This window comes from Gimesia chilikensis, from assembly GCF_008329715.1.
Taxonomy (GTDB): domain Bacteria; phylum Planctomycetota; class Planctomycetia; order Planctomycetales; family Planctomycetaceae; genus Gimesia; species Gimesia chilikensis.
This window is the reverse complement of sequence record NZ_VTSR01000001.1, coordinates 478993-496559: the sequence shown is the minus strand read 5'-3', so window position 1 is coordinate 496559 and position 17567 is coordinate 478993. Positions and strand designations below refer to the sequence as shown.

At 56.0% G+C, this 17567-nt stretch carries 11 protein-coding genes; 7 read left to right on the top strand and 4 right to left on the bottom strand.

Annotated elements, in window-relative coordinates:
* Nucleotides 1–22 precede the first annotated feature (22 nt).
* Nucleotides 23–1111 (top strand): leucine-rich repeat domain-containing protein, encoded by a 1089-nt coding sequence (locus tag FYZ48_RS01710; RefSeq protein ID WP_149336885.1) that lies wholly within the window; start codon nt 23–25, stop codon nt 1109–1111.
* Between the two features lie 317 nt (nt 1112–1428).
* On the opposite strand, the gene FYZ48_RS01705 is transcribed toward FYZ48_RS01710, so the two are convergent.
* On the bottom strand, nt 1429–1908 hold the full coding sequence (locus FYZ48_RS01705) for a hypothetical protein (protein WP_149336883.1): 480 nt from the start codon (nt 1906–1908) through the stop codon (nt 1429–1431).
* 405 nt (nt 1909–2313) lie between these two features.
* Between FYZ48_RS01705 and FYZ48_RS01700 the strand changes: the two genes are divergently transcribed.
* From FYZ48_RS01700 to FYZ48_RS01680, 5 genes are all read left to right on the top strand, one after another.
* Nucleotides 2314–4542, top strand: a complete 2229-nt coding sequence (locus tag FYZ48_RS01700) for an SGNH/GDSL hydrolase family protein (RefSeq protein WP_149336881.1) — start codon at nt 2314–2316, stop codon at nt 4540–4542.
* Between the two features lie 499 nt (nt 4543–5041).
* Nucleotides 5042–5572 carry a sigma-70 family RNA polymerase sigma factor gene (locus tag FYZ48_RS01695; RefSeq protein WP_149336879.1) on the top strand — a complete coding sequence of 177 codons (531 nt, stop codon included), beginning with the start codon at nt 5042–5044 and terminating at the stop codon, nt 5570–5572.
* Nucleotides 5569–7323 carry a FecR domain-containing protein gene (locus FYZ48_RS01690; protein WP_149336877.1) on the top strand — a complete coding sequence of 585 codons (1755 nt, stop codon included), beginning with the start codon at nt 5569–5571 and terminating at the stop codon, nt 7321–7323. Before FYZ48_RS01695 ends, FYZ48_RS01690 begins: the two co-directional genes overlap by 4 nt.
* Nucleotides 7324–7417: 94 nt before the next feature.
* Nucleotides 7418–10435: a PSD1 and planctomycete cytochrome C domain-containing protein gene (locus FYZ48_RS01685; RefSeq protein WP_242022297.1), complete on the top strand. Its 3018-nt coding sequence runs from the start codon at nt 7418–7420 to the stop codon at nt 10433–10435.
* Between the two features lie 14 nt (nt 10436–10449).
* Nucleotides 10450–11904: a DUF1501 domain-containing protein gene (locus FYZ48_RS01680; RefSeq protein ID WP_149336873.1), complete on the top strand. Its 1455-nt coding sequence runs from the start codon at nt 10450–10452 to the stop codon at nt 11902–11904.
* A 408-nt stretch (nt 11905–12312) separates the two neighbouring features.
* Here the strand turns inward: FYZ48_RS01680 and FYZ48_RS01675 are convergent, their stop codons facing one another.
* The 3 genes from FYZ48_RS01675 to FYZ48_RS01665 all read right to left on the bottom strand — a co-directional run bounded on the left by FYZ48_RS01675 (nt 12313) and on the right by FYZ48_RS01665 (nt 15712).
* Complete coding sequence (locus tag FYZ48_RS01675) at nt 12313–12765, bottom strand: NTF2 fold immunity protein (RefSeq protein WP_187781826.1); 453 nt, start codon at nt 12763–12765, stop codon at nt 12313–12315.
* 277 nt (nt 12766–13042) lie between these two features.
* A complete protein-coding gene (amaB, locus tag FYZ48_RS01670; RefSeq protein ID WP_149336869.1) occupies nt 13043–14581 on the bottom strand; it encodes an L-piperidine-6-carboxylate dehydrogenase in 1539 nt (512 codons plus the stop codon).
* 24 nt (nt 14582–14605) lie between these two features.
* A complete protein-coding gene (locus FYZ48_RS01665) occupies nt 14606–15712 on the bottom strand; it encodes a saccharopine dehydrogenase family protein (RefSeq protein ID WP_149336867.1) in 1107 nt (368 codons plus the stop codon).
* A gap of 187 nt (nt 15713–15899) precedes the next feature.
* Here FYZ48_RS01665 and FYZ48_RS01660 point away from each other — a divergent pair, with 187 nt between their 5' ends.
* Complete coding sequence (locus FYZ48_RS01660; protein ID WP_149336864.1) at nt 15900–17264, top strand: hypothetical protein; 1365 nt, start codon at nt 15900–15902, stop codon at nt 17262–17264.
* Nucleotides 17265–17567 lie beyond the last annotated feature (303 nt).

Genomic DNA, 17567 nt, shown 5'->3' with positions numbered 1-17567 from the left:
TCTTGTCTGGTTGAGGTAAATCATGAAACAGCCGAGCAAGAATAAATATGTGGTGGGGCAGGAGTATTATGAACTGATTGAATGGGATGGTGAGCTGACCGTCCATGTATTTATTTACCAGGGGATTGTTTGTTCGAAAGGCCATCAACTGCATCAGTTTCGGGAAGCCCGCTTTGCTGCGGATGCAGTGCCGGAAGAGGGGTTGAGGTATTATGGGGTGCGGGAAGTTCTGGCAGGTCCTTTGGCGAGCCTGGAACTCCGTAAGGCAAATCTGTCCTGGCAATTGAATTCGGAGAAACGGAAACGCCAGTCTGCGGCACTGGTTGATGCACAGGACGCTGTTAGCAACAGTGTGGAAAGGGTACATTGTACTTTTCCGGAGTCCCCGCAGATTAATTGCAGGCAAGACCTGGAACCGCTGGTCGACCAGGAGAAGCCGGTCTATCTCTACTTTTATTATGAGCCAACGATCGATGACTTGGAACTGGTGTCGCAAATTTCCCCCTACGTGGGGATGGCTTTCGTATATGGGATGGCACCGAAGCATGTAGTAACGCTGACGCCGCTGTGTGGCAAAAAGAATCTGAAATCACTCTGGATCACACAGTTTCCTGAACCCGAATCCGCATTTCTGGAAATGCTGAAAACGTTTACCGGATTAGAAGTTCTTAATCTGTATTATGCGCGGATTTCAGATCAACTGGGAGGTAGTCTGAAGGAGCTGAAAAATCTGATGGAGCTCGACCTGACCAAAACTCGCATTACAGATGGGATCAAAAACGATCTCGCGGGTCTTACCGGACTGGCCAAACTCAATCTGGATGAAACACAGATTACGGATGAATTTTTTCGCGTAGATGATCTCTGGCCGCAACTGAAGACGTTGAGACTGGATGTGACCAGGATCACAAACCAGGGAGTCGCACTGTTGAGTGGTGCGCCCAGGTTAAGTGATTTAAGTCTGGATGGGACTGACATTACGGATGCAGCGATACCGTACCTGCTGCAGATGCCGCAACTGAAAACTTTGTCTATGAGGAAAACGGCGATTACAGTCAATGGAGCCCGCGAGTTGCTGGAAGGGATGGAGAATTGCGAGGTATGGTGTTAAGCGTTGGAAACATTGAAGACGCGAACTTGATGTTGCCAGGTAAACCGCAAATATTTTTCTACCACGAAAAGCACGAAAGACACGGAAAATTTGCTGGTGTGGGGAGATCAATAAAAGAGTATTCCATGGGTGGTATCGGATGTAATCCGATATTGCCGCAGGCAACGGGAGGTGTCAGAGTGAGTGTTGTGTGGTGAGTGGATATGCCTTCTTGTGGGGGGATTGAGTAGGGAGCTCTGTTGTGAATTGATCTGGTGTGTTACGACCTCTTGCTCGCTGCGCTCGGCTCCAAATGCATTCGAGCTTAGCCGTCATGTTTAAAAATCATCATCCTGTCTCAGGTTTCGGTTGCGATACCAGAGTCCGATGGCGAAGATTGCTCCCACGATCACAAAGAAAAATTTGAGGATGTTAGTGAAAAGCTTGTAGTGCTTTTTTCTGGTTTCGGGGATGGGCGGTTTATACGAAGACTCTGGCGTTTGTGATTCTCCAATGAATTCGAACGCGTCAAAGAGCCGGTTCCGGTTTTTTTTGTCGTCCAACTGATCACCGGGGAGGTTCAGGAACAATGTGTAGATCTTTTGATGGGCGGCAAAAGTACGCGCAACAGTAAAGGAGTCCTCAGCCTTGATTTTGAGTAAATATTGATAGCAGGGCACATCTTTAAAGACGATGAGTTTTCCACTCATGAATTTGACGGGATCTTCTTCCCGATAGGAGTTACGGATCTGCGCGATTGTGGAATCGTCGAGTTTTGCATCGTCCGGAGCATCCCGCGCTAAAAGCACCAGACTCATACCGGTGCCGTTCCTGCACTCTGCCAGAAAATTTGGAGGCAGCTCCTTCTCAGACCAGGTGAAAAAAGGATCTGGCAGCCTCAGACGACAGGAATAAGCGGGGAATTCTTTAACCCCAGACGTTGTGTCCGGCTCTAACTGAAGAAAAAAACAGGAGATTGCGGCGAGTGTATAGAGCATGATCTGCTTTCAGAGTTTTTTTTCTGATCCTACATAACTGGTTTTGAGTTCGAAACAGAAATCAGTGTAAGATAAGAGAAGTTTAATTGATTGAGTCATTCAAATTCAGTTCCAACCTTGTATTCCCTGCCTGTGAGTCCTGCCGTGAAAAACTTAGTGCTTTTATTCCTGTCTATTCTTGCCTGTCCCCTGGTTTCTGTTGTCTGTGCTGAGGAATCGGGGGCTGTGCATAATCTGCTGCAGAATCCGCAATTTGGATTACGGCACACTGCTGGTTCTGAACCGGGGCGTTCGATTCTCTGCTGGAATACGGATCGCTGGGGAGATGTGATCGGCGGAAGCGCAGAGGGCAAATTCAATCTCAACACATCAGCGAAAGCGGTAGAGATTCTGCCGGGCAAACGGATCTGGCAGTTTGCGACGCTGCCGGAACTGAAGCTTAAGTCGGGCGATGCAGTCAGTCTTTCAGTCAACGGATATCAGGAACAGAGCGGGGCACTCAAGGCGCGGCTTTGTCTGATGCTGATTGAAAGTGCCGACGGCGAGTGGTCGCCGGCGGACTTCGGGATGCCCGACAAGCGGATGTTTGCAAAGCACGGGCGGGGGGAACTCGTACGCTCGCCGCAGCAGGAGGCTTCGTCAGAGGAGACGGAAAAAGAATTTGAGTTGCAGTTGAACGGGCTCAAGATTGATCCCCGGTTCAAAGAACAGCGCGAATCGGATGCTGCGTTTCGTAATGTGGTGGGCGTGCTGGTCGAGTTTGTGAATGATTCTGATAAGCGGGTCTGGATTCAGTCCCCCACGCTGGTCAAAGGGGAAACTGCCGCGAAGACAGCACCGACCACGTCCCGCGCACTTCCCAACCTGTATCAGAAGATTCCCCGCACGATGCAGAAGCTGACAACGGGACAGCCGATTTCAATCCTGACGCTGGGGTCGAGTATCGACCGGGGGAGTGCGAATCCGCGGCTCTACTTTTATGACGAAGATCCCGCGAGCCCGCATTATAAGGAACCGCTGATCGCAGCCCGGCCGGGTAATCCCAAGGCGATGAAACAACTGATCGCGGAGCGGATGGGGCGACCCGATCTGCAGGATTATGTGGGCTGGTCGCAGCACTATTTCATGTATACGGGACGGCTGCGACGGGAGTTGCTGCGGAAGTTTCATTATCCGGTCGACAGGATGCTGTTCAACGTAATGGCCTGCGATGGATCGTCGATCGGCGAGTCGCACAGCGGCTTCAAAGCATACGCGGAACTGGAACTGCTGCCCAACCCGAATGACAATGGGCACCCGACCGGCAAGTCCTGGCAGGAACTGTATCCCGCGCTGTTTGAAAATGGAAACAAGCCGGGGCCGGACCTGGTGATTTTCGGGCACGGGCATAACGAGCATATCGACCGGCCGGATGAAATCGCCGCCTATGAAGGAGCGATCCGCTGGTTTCAGCGACACTATCCGGGTGTGGAGTTCGTCTCCTGCATGTGGATTCGGGATAAGGGACAGCCGAATTCGATGACGGAGCCGATGCAGGAGCTGTGTGAGCATTACGGAATTCCGTTTGTCGACATGGGGCAGTTGATCATCGATCTGAAAAAGACCAGCAATTATTTTGCGATGGCCCCCGATGGCGGGCATCCCGCCGCCGGCAGTCATTACCTGTGGTTCAAACAACTGGAGCAGGTGTTCGAGAAGCCGGCGGAAGCGACACTGCCGGGAGTGCCACAAAAACAGTTGCCGCCGCGGATGAATGCGTTTGCGCGGAACTGGGAAGGGACTATGGTCCGGTTTCAAAAAGATAGCCCGCGGCTTGTAGACGGGCGGATGCTGATCCTGGAAGACGCCGCGTTCAATCTGTGGGCGGATAACAAACGGGAAATGATGCAGCTGCTGATCGACGGTCAGCCGGCAGAGCATGCAGGGCATGGCCGCAACAGTTTGTCAGTTCCCAATCCGCGGAATTCGACGTTCGTGCATGGACGGCTGGCGCGCGGGGATCGGCACATCATCGAGATTCCGAATCCGAGTGCGCGGCTGAGTGTCGTGGATTGTAAGGTGGGATTGAAGCGTCAGTTCTATGGCGCGGAGGCGCAGGGCTGGCAGGGGAAGTCTGCGGTAGAGGAGTTCGAGTCGAAGTGGGGGGCACCGTATGGAGAGCAGGCGTTCCTGTTGCAGCCGGGAGAGGCGCTGGAGATTGAAGTGGAGGCGGATGAGCTGTCGATCGCCTGGCTGGATGATCCGTCTGGAGGGACGCTGGTCGCAGAGGTGGACGGCAAGCAGGCCTGGTCGCAGCCGACGAATCAGCCGTTTACCGATTCGCAGGAGCGGAAACATTATATTGAGAACCGTCGTGGCGTATTGGGGCTGCCGTTCGGGAAGCATCGGATTCGGTTGCAGGCAGAGGGGCAGCCGGTGCGGGTGATCGGGGTGTTTGTTTATGACGGGCGGTAGGGACCACGAAGGGTTCGAAATTACTGCCTCGATAGGTTTGAAATTCTTTCTACCACGAAAGGCACGAAAGGCACGAAAAGGGTTTCAGGCAGGAGTGCGTGTGAGAAAGTGGGGGCGCTAATGACTGAAAATCTAACCGTGGGTGGTATCGGATGAAATCCGATATTGCCGCAGGCAACAGGAGGTCGCAGTGTGAGTACTGCGTGGTGCGTGGACGTACCTCATTTTGGGGTTGGTCGAGTTGGGGACTCTGTTGTGAATCAATCTGGTGAACTGAAACCTCTTGCTCTCTGCGCTCGGCACGGATTGCATCCGTGCCCACCCGTTTCTATTGCGCATGTTTAATAATCGCAGTACTTTATGTTTATTCTGCTCTTCTCGTTTTTGATGAATAAATATCTTTTTATCAGAAACTGCGTTAGATTGGGGATGGTTGATCTAATGAACTGATACAGGATGTTTTAAATAGACCTGACTTGCGCGCGGAAGGGCCTTTGTTTTGACGAATCGTGATCTGGATGAGGAATATGTGGCGTTGATTGCCGGGAGCCAGCCTGTGTTGCGGGGGCTGCTGGTGGCGCTGATTCGTCGGGCGGCCGATGTCGATGATGTGCTGCAGGAAACGAATACCGTTCTGTGGCGGAAGCGGGATGAGTATGACCCGGAGCGGGCGTTTCTGCCCTGGGCGTGCCGGATTGCTCAGCTGCAGGCGCTGGCCTTTTTCAAACGGGTGCGGAATGACGGTCAGGCGGTGCTGGAAGAACGGACGCTGGAGCAGATCGCGGCTGCAACAACGCGGCGGGCGATCGAGGCGAAATCGCATGCGGAGGCGTTGACGCACTGTATGGAAAAGCTGCCGAGTTCGCATCGACAACTGGTGGAGAGCCGATATCGGGATGCGGTGCCCGTGAATCAGATCGCTGCGGATGAGGGGCGGTCGGCGGATGCGGTTTCGATGACCCTGTATCGCATTCGCAAAACGCTGATGGAGTGCATCCAGAAGACGATGGCCCGGGAGGCGCAGACATGAATTCCCCCGACAATGCTTTGCGGAATGAACTGGCGCGGCTGACCAGCCGGTTGATGGCGGATGAGTTGACGACTGTCGAGGATGCGCGGCTGACCGAGATGCTTAATGCGCATCCCGAGCTGATCGACGAATACTCGGACCAGCTGCACCTGGATCAGCTGTTGAGCACAAACCTGTATGCGGCGGTGCCGGACGGGATCAGCCTGGAGATGCTGGAAGCGGATGCGGTGACTGAGGACGCGCCTGTGGTTGTGAAAGCCACGGCAGCGGGAGCTGCGGGGAGTGGCTTCGGTTATCTGGCGCAGGTTTCTGTGGTTGTTGTGCTGCTGCTCCTGGTGGGGAGCTTTGTCTGGTTCCGGGGAAACGGAGAGACGAACTTTCCTGAGGAGCCGGTGGTGGTCACTCCCGAACCGCTGATTGAGCTGCCTCGACATGTGGGGATGCTGCTGGATACCGAGGATGCGGTCTGGGAAGACGAGGAACTGGGGGATGACATCGCTTATGGAACCCGGTTTACTGCGGGGAAGCAGTTGTGGCTGAAATCGGGGATTGCCCGGATTCGCTTTGAAAGCGGGGCGGGGGTAGTGCTGGAAGGTCCCGCGCAGATTGAACTGAATTCGTCCATGCATGCAAAGTTGAATTATGGCAAGCTGGCCGCCTATGTGCCTGATGAAGCACACGGATTTACCGTCGATACGCCGAAGATGGAGATTGTCGATCAGGGGACGCGGTTCGGGACGGTCGTCGATCCACTCGGCAAGGCCGAAGTGCATGTGTTTGAGGGGGAGGTTGATATCAAACCCAAGGCGCAGGCGGAGCAGCCCCGTATTCTGAAAGCGAGCCAGGCGGTGTTGTTCACACGCGGGAATGCACATGGGGCCGACATCCGGGTGACGCCGACCAAGTTTGCGGATGTACCGACGCCGGAACAGCTGATCGCGGCGAAATCGGGAAACTATCCGCCGTTAGAAGCGGTGCCCTTTGAAGCGGAAGCACCTTTCAATGAATTTGCGCTGCTGCACATCAATACGGCATTACCCAAAAACATTCTGGCAGGGGAAGCATTCGAGTACCGAGCGACTTCGTTGTCGGAACAGACCGGGGGCGTGGGCTTCGGTCATGAGGGCTGGTGGGCCGATCCGAATTTCACGCGGTTGATGGTTCCCGAACAGCGTCTGCAGCGGGGCGCACTGGAGGGGGGACCGATGGTATTGCAATCCCGCGGTCATCATCATGCTTATCCTTCCCTGGCACATCGCATGGCCCGCAAACTGGCAGAGCCGCTTACCGAGGATTTCTATTTCAGTCTGCTGGTGAAGTACGAAGGGTTGGACAAGAACGATTTCTTTGCCCTCTGGTTCGACGATATGGCGGGGGGCAAGGGGAGCAGTCATTCGCGGGTTCCCAACTTCGGCTTGAAAGAGAAACAGTTCTTTACCCGTTTCGAGGTGAACAAGGAAGGCTTTTCCAGGGAACTGATCGACGGGGAATGTTTTCTGCTGGTGGGGCGGGTAATGAAAGACGAGTCGTCTGATTTCAATCGCCTGGAATTCTGGGTGAATCCGGACGGTGATCGGAGTGCGACTCCGGATGCCGTGGTGCAGCAGGAAACAGGGGCGAAGCCGTTAAAAGAGATCAACGTCGTGGGAATGCGGATTGGACAGTACACGGAAGTTTCTGATTCCCTGTTCGTGGATCGACTGGTACTGGGGAAGACTTTTGAATCAGTGACACAACCTGTAGAGAATTGAACGCGGATTTTGACTCAAGAGGATTGAAGGCAGGATGATATATCGGGCTCAGATATCGAACATAGCAGGCAGGCACCTGGTTACGGCGCTGTTGGTGGGCGGGTTACTGTTCTGTTCCGCACGAGCGTTTGCCGGGGAAACTCCGCGGCTGGCGCATGGGCTGGTCAACCCGCAGATTGATTCCGTGAAACGGGATCAGAAAGGGTTTGGCTGGAACGGGGGCTGGGTGCTTTCGAATCGTCACCCGGCACTGTTTGTGGATGCGAAGCCGAAGCAGGCCTCCGGTTCCGCGATTCAGCATGAGGCGTTGATTCAGGGATCGGTCGAGCGGAACAACCCGTTGCGGCGGGAGTTGAAGGAGACGTACCAGGACCAGGAACTGTTTCTGCGGTTTCGCTTCCGGTATGCGGCGGATCAGAAGCCGCGCGATGAAGGGGAGTTTTTCGTCTTCTGGCTGGATCGTTACGAGGGTTCGGATAAAGCCGTGCATGCGAATCATGTTCCGAATATCGGCGTGCATATTGCCTCCAGCGGTCCCCAGAATGGGAAGGTCGTTTTCATGGTGCGGATTGGCTCACAGCAGACAGCCTGGAGTTCGGTGGAACTCGAACGCGACCGGGATTACGTGGTTGTGGGGCGGCTGTCGAAGCCGGAGAAATCGTTGCGGGCTGGGTTCACGCGGTTTGATTTGTGGGTGGATCCGAAGCCGGACGAACTGGGTGAGCCGGTGGCATCGACCGTGAATCCACAGAGTGTGAACGCCGTGCGGTGGGTCGGTTTTGCGACGGGTTACAAGACAGAACTGGAAGACCGGATCTACGTGAGTGATCTGGTACTGAGCCGGACGTGGAACGATGTGCTGGATCTTTCGCCCGGACAGATTCCCAAATTAGCGGGCAATAAAAAAACGGCGTGGTCGAAGCCAGTGGACTTTGAGAAAGAGATTTACCCGCTGCTCAAGTCGCGGTGTTTCAACTGTCATGCGGGGGCGAATCCGGATTCCGGGTATCGGCTGGATGTGCATGAGGAACTGCTGGGCTTCAGTACGGGGGAAGAGTTGATTGTGCCGGGGGACAGCGAGCAGAGCAAGCTGATCGAACTGGTCTCCACACAGGTGTCGGAAACGCGAATGCCTCCCATCGATGCGGGCGCGGCATTGAAGAAAGAGGAGATTGCGAAGCTGCGGGCGTGGATCGACCAGGGGGCGAAGTGGGATTATGCATTGCTGCCGACACCGAAGACGGAATCGGATCACTGGGCGTTTCAACCGGTGCAGCGTCCCGAGGTGCCGCAGGTGAAGAGCGGTAAACCGATTCGGACGGCGGTCGACGCATTCCTGGCGCGGGCCTGGAATAAAGCCGGGATCACGCCGGTTCCCGAAGCGGACCGGGGGACGCTGATCCGTCGGTTGTACCTGGATCTGACGGGGCTGCCGCCGAGTGCAGAGGAGATTGAGGCGTTCGAATTTAATACTGATCCTCGGGCGTATGAGAAACTGGTGGAGCGGTTGCTGGCTTCTCCCCATTACGGCGAACGCTGGGCGCGATACTGGCTGGATCTGACGCGGTGGGCCGAGAGTCACGGCTATCAGCATGATCTGCCGCGACCTTATGCGTGGCGGTATCGGGATTATGTGATCGAGAGTTTCAACGCAGACAAGCCTTATGATGTGTTCCTCAAGGAGCAACTGGCGGGGGATGAGCTGACGCCTTACGCGGATGAAAACGTGATCGCGACCGGTTTTCTGGCTTCGGCCCGGATCAGCGGGAACAATATGGATAAGGCGGCGCAGCGGAACGATGTGCTGGTGGACATTGTGAATGTGACGAGCAGTGCGCTACTGGGGCTGACACTGGAATGTGCCCAGTGCCATAATCATAAGTTCGATCCCTTGACGCAGCGCGACTATTATCGGCTGCAGGGATTCTTTGTGAATGGACAGCTGGGGAATCTGTCGCTTAAAGGGGACGGGCTGCCCAACCCGACCGAAATGAATGTCTGGATGCCGAAAGGGACATATGATTTTTATCAGCGCGAAGCGAAGAAGCTGATCAACCGCAAGCGATTCGCGCATACGAAGGAGCCGCATACGTGGGGGTATTTTTCGCCGTTGACCGGACAGGCAGAGATCGAGCGGCTGCCAGTGGTGAACCGGGATCCGATTCCGTATTCCGCGGAACAGTTGAAGCAGACGAAGTCGCAGATTTTGATTCGCGGCGATGTGCATAAGCGAGGACCGGAAGTGGGCAAGGGCTGGCCTGCGGTACTGGGAGCGACGACGAGCGGTTCGGGGCAACTGTCGCGGATGGCGTTGGCGGAGTGGCTGACGGATCGGAAGAACCCGCTGGTTTCGCGGGTGTGGGTGAACCGGTTGTGGCAGTATCACTTCGGGCGGGGACTGGTGGCAACGCCCAGCGATTTCGGCGTGCAGGGGGAGCCCCCTTCGCATCCGGAACTGCTGGACTGGCTGGCCTCGGAACTGATGGAGCAGGGGTGGAGTACAAAGCAGATTCACCGGGAGATTGTGCTGTCTTCCGCGTATCGGCAGCAGCGGTCGTTCAACGAGGCGAACCTGAAACGGGATCCGGAGAACCGGCTGCTGTGGAGCTGGCCGCGACGTCGGCTGGAAGCGGAAGTGATTCGGGATTCGATTTTGTGTGCGACGGGAGAACTGAAACGGGAGGTCGGGGGGCCGAGTGTGCCCCAGGAGCGAGAGGAGCAGAATCTGCGGCGGACGATTTACCTGTTCCAGCGACGAAGCGAAATGCCGTCGGTGATGGCGATGTTCGATGCGCCGGACAGTGTGACCAGCTGTTCGCGGCGACAGGTTTCGACGGTGGCACTGCAGCCGCTGTTTATGTTGAACAGCCAGTTCATGGATCGACGGGCGCAGGTGCTGGCGGAGAAGATCACAAAGGATGTGGGCGAGGATCACGGGCAGCAGGTGACGCAGGCGTTTCTGCGTGTGCTGGGACGCAAGCCGAATGAGCAGGAGCGGGAACGGTCGCTGGTCTTTTTCCAGGGTGAAGAGTCTGCCGAATCGAAAACACGGCGGCTGTCGATGTTGTGTCATGCGTTAATGAATCTCAACGAGTTTATGTATATTCCCTGAAGGCGAGGGCTTTGATGTTGTTTGATCCGAAGAATGTGAGTCATGGTTTTTCCACGTCGCCTGTGAGCCGACGGGCGATGCTGGAGCAGAGCGTGCTGGGCATGGGAGCGGTCGGTCTGGCGGCGCTGCTGGCGGACGAGGGATTGCTTGAGGCCTCCGACGGAAAGCAGGCGGTGACCGGACAGAGCCATTTTCCGGCGACGGCGAAGAGTGTGATCTTTCTGTTCATGTCGGGTGCGCCGAGCCAGGTGGATACGTTCGATCCGAAGCCGCTGCTGACGAAGCTGGAGGGAGAGCCGGTCCCGGCGAGCATTGCGTCCCGGGTGCCCAACATTCCGCGGGCGGGGCTGGGTTCGAAGCTGATGGCGTCGCCTTTCACGTTTAAGAATTATGGGGAGAGCGGGATTCCCGTGTCGAACATGTTTCCCGAGACGGCGAAGATGATCGATGAGATCTGCGTGCTGCGGTCGGTGAATCATCGGGTGCCCGTGCATGGTCCCGGGGAATGCATCGCGCTGACCGGATCGGCAGTGGGGGACCGGCCCAGCCTGGGAGCGTGGATGACGTACGGGCTGGGGAGTGAGAGCCGCGACCTGCCCGGATTTATTTCGATGCTGTCGAACAGCACCGGGCCGGCACCACAGACGCCGGGCTGGGGGAACGGGTTTCTGCCTTCGCGTTACCAGGGGACCCTGGTGGACGGCAAGCGGGGGATTCCCTATACGAAAATGCCCGCCGGTTATTCGCACGCCAACCGGCGCGAGCAGCTGGATTTCATCAAATGGATGAACGAAGAGCATCTGCAGCAGCTGGGGCAGGATTCGGAACTGGAAGCGCGGATTGCCTCGTATGAGCTCGGGTTCCGGCTGCAGACATCGGCCCCGGAGGTGTTTGATCTGAAGAGTGAATCGGCAGAGACAGCGGAGCTGTATGGCCTGGATGACAAGGAGACGGCAGAGTTCGGCAGGCACTGTCTGATTGCCCGGCGACTCGTGGAACGGGGCGTGCGGGTGGTGCAGCTGCGGAACGGAGGCTGGGACGCGCATGGGGCGATCAAGGCGAATCACACGAAACGCTCCAAAGCAACGGACCGGCCGGTGGCGGCGCTCTTGAGAGACCTGAAACAACGGGGGCTGCTGGATGAGACGCTGGTAGTCTGGGGCGGTGAGTTTGGTCGGACGCCGACGACGGAAGGGAATACGAAAGGAGACCGGCGGGGCCGCGACCATCTGCCGACGACGTATTGCATGTGGATGGCCGGCGGCGGCGTGAAGGGGGGCCAGATTATCGGTCAGACGGATGAGCTGGGTTATACGCCAGTGGAACGACCAATGTCGCCCGCGGACCTGCATGCGACGTTGCTGCATGCTTTGGGCCTGGATCAGCATAAGCTTGTATATCGGCATAATAACCGGAAAGAGATTGCGACGGTGCTGGGTGGGGAAGTGGTGAGTGAGGTGTTTGGGTAGACCGTGAATCGCTCGAAAATTTCTACCACGAAAGGCTCGAAAGACACGAAAATTTTGCTGACGCAGGTTGGTGGCGTTACGGGAGCGGATGTGGGTGGTACCGGATGTAATCCGGTATTGCCGGAGGCAACAGGAGGTTGCAGGGCAGACGATGTAAAGAGTACACGTTCCTCAACCTAATTTAATTTGGTTGGTGTCTCTGTTGTGTATTGATCTAGTGAGCTGCGACCTCTTGCTCGCTGCGCTCGGTCCGATTTGCATTTGGGCCCACCCGATGTTTTTTCGAGTTTTCGTTGGCTGGTTGAATACTGGTTTTTCAGAACTGTCGGACAAGCCGACAGATGGCACCCAGTGGATTTTTCCTGCCACGAAAGATTAGAAAATCTGCTGCCTGGGCTGGGGTTCCTGCTATAACAGGTCACTTGACCATTTTGCATCAGGCGTGAGTGTGGCATGTTTTCGATTGTCTCGAATCTTCCAGCCATTATCTGTATTGATCAGTTCATAGCGATAACAAAAACCTAACCCGGAGGCCGGTTTTGTTTCTATAATGACCTTGTTGTTCTTTTCTAAAATCGACTCGATTGGATTCTCTTCAAGGTCATACTCGGGAGGAATACTGAATGCTAGACCTTCGTCCCGCAGGCGTTTCGCGGTTTTACCAACTTCGCAAAATTCCTCGAAGATCAATTCCAAATCTGCTTTTGCCTGTTTTAAGTACTGCTGTATTTCATCTTCAGTGATTTCATCATTATCGGCTCGCTCTTCCATTTCGATTACAGCTGACTCCCACTCATACATTTTTCCGAAGAAATCGATCAGGCAATGTTTTGCTTCCTCAATTTTATTTTGAGAGTTCATGAATCGTTCCAGATATATCATTTGTGTTGAGAGCTTGATGGTAGGTTCAGCTTAATTATTAACACTTTCTGTCCACAACTTCAAATATACTGGATTTTATGGGACTCTGTTGTGTATTGATCTGGTGAGCTGGGACCTCTTGCTCGCTGCGCTCGGCCCGAATGGCATTCGGGCTTACCCGATGTTTTTTTCGAGTTTTGGTTGGCGGGTTGAATGCTGGTTTTTCAGCACTGTCGGGCAAGCTGACAGATGGCACCCGGCGACTTGCCGCTCAGTTTTACAGGTCGAATTTGATGCCCTGGGCTAAGGGGAGTTCGGTGGAGTAGTTGATGGTGTTGGTGGCGCGGCGCATGTAGGCTTTCCAGGCGTCGGAGCCGGATTCGCGGCCGCCGCCGGTTTCTTTTTCGCCTCCAAATGCGCCGCCGATTTCTGCACCGCTGGGGCCGACGTTGACATTCGCGATGCCGCAATCGGAGCCGGCGGGAGAGAGAAACTGTTCCGCCTGGCGGATGTCGTTGGTCATGATGGAGGAGGAGAGCCCCTGGGGCACGCCGTTATGCAGGGCGATGGCTTCGTCCAGATCTGTGTAGCGAATGACGTACAGAATGGGGGCGAAGGTTTCCTGTTGTACGATTTCGGTCTGGCCGGGCATCTCGACGATCGCGGGGTGGACGTAACAGCCGCCCGCGGGGACATCTTCCATAATCGGATTGCCGAAATGGACGGTGCCTCCCTGTTCCTCGGCGGTGCGGAGGGCGTGCTGCATCGCGTCGAGCGAGCGCTGATCGACGAGTGGGCCGACGAGCGTTCCCTCATCGAGGGGATTGCCGATCGGTAATTTTTCGTAGGCTTTCTTGAGCGATGCGAGGAGTTTGTCGGCGATGCTGTCGTGGACGATCAGGCGACGGAGCGATGTGCAGCGTTGGCCACAAGTCCCCACGGCGGAGAAGAGGGCGGAGCGGACCGTCATTTCGAGGTCGGCGGATTCGGTGACAAGCATCGCGTTGTTGCCGCCCAGTTCGAGCAGACTTAATCCCAGCCGACCGGCAACCGTGGAGGCGACAGCGCGTCCCATGGGTACCGAGCCGGTGGCTGAGATCAACGGGAGATCGGGGTGTGCGGCGAGTGCCTGTCCGACGTCGGCACCGCCAATGAGCAGGCTGGAGATACCGTCGGGGGCTTCGGGGAAGTCGCGGGCGACGTTGTTGACAATCTGCTGGCAGGCAATGGCGCAGAGTGGCGTTTTTTCCGAGGGCTTCCAGACAACCGGGTCGCCGCAGACGAAGGCGAGCATCGCATTCCAGGACCAGACGGCGACCGGGAAGTTGAAGGCGCTGATCACGCCGATCGGTCCGAGCGGGTGCCACTGTTCCATCAGGCGATGGCCGGGACGTTCGCTGGCGATTGTTTTGCCGTAGAGCTGGCGGCTCTGCCCGACGGCGAAGTCGCAGATGTCGATCATTTCCTGTACTTCGCCGAGGGCTTCCTGCGTGATTTTGCCGGCTTCCCAGCTGACGATGGCAGCGAGGTCGGCCTTGTGTTCGCGCAGGGCGTTTCCGATCAGCCGGACGAATTCGCCGCGGCGGGGGGCGGGGACGTTGCGCCATGTCCTGAAAGCGGATTGGGCGGTGGCGACCACCGTGTCGACGTCGCTCGGCGTGGCCTGGGTGAGCTTGACGAGCGTCGACCCGTCGATGGGGGATTTGCCCGTCAGTGCTTCACCCGCGCCTGCCTGCCACGTATTTCCGACGGCAACGGCGACGGGATGATCGTTGACGCCGATCCGCTTGAGAACTTCCTGTATCGGATGAGTCATGTTGAGCCTCACTTGCTGAATGAATTAGTCCAGGGCAAAGGTTTCGGTTTCGTAAAACTGTCCAAAGCGGTTCTGGATGAACTGTTCGAAGGGGATCTGTTCCTGTCGGATCAGGCCGGTACCTTCCAGCTGTTTCTGTTGAATCAGATCGATGACGGCACAGACGCCGGCTCCGGTGGTGAGCTGAATGGCGCTCCAGATTTCGCCGTTGATTTCCTGAGCGTACATCTTACGCAGGTCACTCTTTTCGACGAACTGACCGTTGCGGTGACCGCGGACGGTGCAGAAGACGATAACCACGTCCTGGAAGGTGACGGGGATCGAGTGTTCCATGACGTCCTTGAGCAGATCGCGGCGTTCATTGAGTCTTAAATCCTGCAGCAGGAACTTCATGAGTTCGCGATGGCCGGGATAGCGTATCGTTTTGTAATTCAGTTCACGGACCTTGCCATCCATGGTGTCACAGAGCGTACCCAGCCCGCCTGACGTGTTGAAGGCTTCATAGACGTTGCCATCAAGTGTGAACTGCTCCAGCCCTTCGAGAGGGAGGTGATTTTTAATCTTGCGATTGTGAATCACTTCGCAGGTGTTGCAGTACTCGTTGATCAGGCCGTCCGTGGACCAGGTCAGGTTATAGGCGAGCGCGTTGGTGGGCCGCTGGGGGAGGGCACCGACGCGCATGCGGACGGTATCGATTTCGTCGAACCAGTCCATCACATGTTTGGTGACAATGGTGACGAAGCCGGGGGCCAGGCCGGACTGGGGGAGAAAGACCTGACCCTCGGCGGCACCGTCGGCGATTTCTTTAACAGCGGCCGTTGTCTGGCGATCTTCTGTGAGATCAAAATAATTGATGCCCGCTTCGAGCGCAGCGCGGGCGACATAAGGATTTTCCCGGAAGCTGAGCGCCGAGATAACTGCAGTGCAGCCCTGCATGAGGTGCACCAGTTCCTCGTGCGACTCAGCGTTGAGGACGCGTGTTTCGACTGAGGGAATTCGTTTCTGTATATGATCTAAAGCGGCGGGAACGCGGTCGGCGACGCGTACATGATAGTCGCCGGATCTGCTGAGCAGAGTGGCGATCATGCGGCCGATCTTTCCCGCGCCGATGAGCAGGATTGTTTGAGACATCTCAGGTCCTCCTGTGTAGAATTCATGATGTGAGAAGTGATGTGAAAGACCTCACTATGATTATATACGTGGAAAACCTGTTTTCTGATTGAGTTTCTGTTTTCGCAGGTTTTGACGTATTAATTCATAGAGACGCCACTTGACTCTAACATAAGTGGCACAAATTAAAAAACATTGGAGATAAACCATGTCCAGCAAGCAGCTTACAGTTTATGACTGGAAACGGTATCCGGAAACGGCCCGCTTTATCGATGAGCGGATTGATGTGTTTTGTCAGAAGTCAGCCGACATTCAACAGTTTGCCCATGGTCTCCAGACCCGCACGGGAACCCGGCTCAGGGACTGGGTGGATCACCTGGAAGTGGAGTGGTCTGATGCGCTGGCGAGCGAGCTGGTTGAGTTGGGATATGAGCCGGTGACGGATGCGGGCCGTCCTTTATATCATCATCCTGCGGCGATGTTTCCTGCAGTAAAAGCGGCTGCGTCGGCGGTCGAGCGTTTGTTTGTCCGCGTGGACAGTGTGGCTGATTTCCTGCTGGTGCACCAGCGTGATATGGACACATCGATTGAAGGTGACGTGGGGGCCGCGGTGCGACAACGGATCGCTTTTGCCGGCGAAGGGGTTGAGTTGCATGTGATCGAGCGGCATGGTTGCCCGGTGACGTGTACGACACCGCCTGCTACTCCGGATCTGAAAAAGCTGGCCGCCCATGCGGAAGCGCTGCGGCTACGGAAGCGGGACTTCGCGGAAACGAGTGCAGGGTTCGCGCATGCGGCTTCGCTGATTAAGGCCTCGATTGCGGATCTCGGTGTGGACCGGACGTGCGATCTGTTCTTTGCCGGCGAACGGGATTACTGGCAGCAGCGGAATCTGGCGGCTCGGATTCAGAAGGCCCGCCAGGATGCCATGGGCATGGGCTGGGCGAATCACGATCACCATACGTATCGTTCGAGCCGCAAGCATTTCCAGAGCCTGATCGGGATCTTTGAGCTGCTGGGCTTCCAGTTGCGTGAGCGGTTCTATGCCGGCAAGGAAGCGGGCTGGGGGGCCCAGGTGATTGAGCAACCCCATGCGCGGATTACGATTTTCGCGGATGTGGATCTCTCTGCTGAAGAGGTATCGCAGGACTTTGCACACGAGGCGTTCCAGCAACGGAGTGAGCTGGGTACGGTGGGGCTGTGGTGCCGACTGCATGGGGAAGCGTTCCTGCAGGCGGGCATGCACCACCTGGAATGCCAGTTCGACTTCGACGCCGCACGGGATCAGCTGGCGAAAGAGGGCGACGTAAAGACGATGAAACCCTTTACCGATCTGCCACATTTACGTCAGGCTTTTACGGCGGGGGAAATCTGGCCGGTGCAAGAGAGCCGGATTCAGTCGTTGCTGAAAGACGGACTGATCTCGGCTGAAGAAGCGGACAAGTTCCGCGAAAAAGGGGCCATCGGTTCGCACCTCGAAATTCTGCAGCGGGAAGAGGGGTTCAAAGGATTTAACCAGACGGGGATTAATGACATTATTCTGGAGACGAACCCGCTGAAGCAGCAGGTGTGATGGTACCACGAATCGCACGAAATTATTTTGGTACCACGGCCAGCACGAAAGACACGAAAAATTTTGCTGACGCAGATTGGTTGTGTTACGGGAGCGGATGTGGGGGGTACCGGATGTCATCCGGTATTGCCGAAGGCAACAGGAAATTGTCGGGGTAAAGGTGCGAACTGTTAATTCTGTTTCCGACATCAGTTCAGAATGGTTTTGAGAGCAAACTAACTGTTTCTTGCTTGAATGCAACACTGTCAGTTTCCTGCTCGCTGCGCTCGGCCCGAATTGCATTCGGGCTTACCCGGGGACGGG